At 68.5% G+C, this 1,195-nt stretch carries 1 pseudogene; it reads left to right on the forward strand.

Going from position 1 to position 1,195, the window contains the following annotated elements:
* Window positions 1–1,195, forward strand: a pseudogene (locus OUY22_RS36635) (DNA-directed RNA polymerase subunit beta); the annotation flags it as partial.

Raw genomic sequence — 1,195 nt, forward strand, 5'->3', positions numbered from 1 at the left:
GGACGACATCGTCGCGATGATCGAGTACCTCGTCCGGTTGCACGCCGGCGAGACCTCGATGGGCGAGGCCGTCGTGGAGACCGACGACATCGACCACTTCGGCAACCGCCGCATCCGCAACGTCGGCGAGCTCATCCAGAACCAGGTCCGCCTGGGCCTGGCCCGCATGGAGCGCGTCGTCCGCGAGCGGATGACCACGCAGGACGTCGAGGCGATCACGCCGCAGACCCTGATCAACATCCGCCCGGTGGTGGCGTCGATCAAGGAGTTCTTCGGCACCTCGCAGCTGTCGCAGTTCATGGACCAGACCAACCCGCTGGCCGGCCTGACGCACAAGCGGCGGCTGAACGCGCTCGGCCCCGGCGGCCTGTCCCGTGAGCGGGCCGGTATGGAAGTGCGTGACGTGCACCCGTCCCACTACGGCCGGATGTGCCCGATCGAGACCCCCGAGGGCCCCAACATCGGCCTCATCGGCTACCTCGCGTGCTTCGCCCGGCTCAACCCGTTCGGCTTCATCGAGACCCCCTACCGCAAGGTGGTCGACGGCAGGGTGACCGACCAGATCGACTACCTGACCGCCGACGTCGAGGACCGGTACGTCATCGCCCAGGCCAACTCCCCGCTCTCGCCGGACGGCTCGTTCGCCGAGCGGCGGGTGCTGGTCCGCACCAAGGGCGGCGAGTTCGAGTACGTACGCTCCGAGGACGTGGACTACATGGACGTGTCGCCGCGCCAGATGGTGTCGGTGGCCACCGCGATGATCCCGTTCCTGGAGCACGACGACGCCAACCGCGCGCTGATGGGCGCGAACATGATGCGCCAGTCGGTGCCGCTGCTCAAGAGCGAGGCGCCGCTGGTCGGCACCGGCATGGAGTACCGCGCCGCGACCGACCCGGGTGACATGCTCCTGGCGAGCAAGGCCGGGGTGGTCGAGGAGGTCTCCGCCGACTACGTCACCGTGGCCAACGACGACGGCACCCGGACCACCTACCGGGTGGCCACGTTCAAGCGCTCCAACCAGGGCACCTCGTTCAACCAGAAGCCCATCGTGGCCGAGGGCGACCGGATCGAGGCCGGCCAGGTCATCGCCGACGGTCCCAGCACCGAGGACGGCGAGATGGCGCTGGGCAAGAACCTGCTGGTGGCGTTCATGCCGTGGGAGGGCCACAACTACGAGGACGCCATCGTCATCTCG

It is taken from the genome of Nonomuraea corallina (assembly GCF_027620315.1).
Lineage (GTDB): Bacteria > Actinomycetota > Actinomycetes > Streptosporangiales > Streptosporangiaceae > Nonomuraea > Nonomuraea corallina.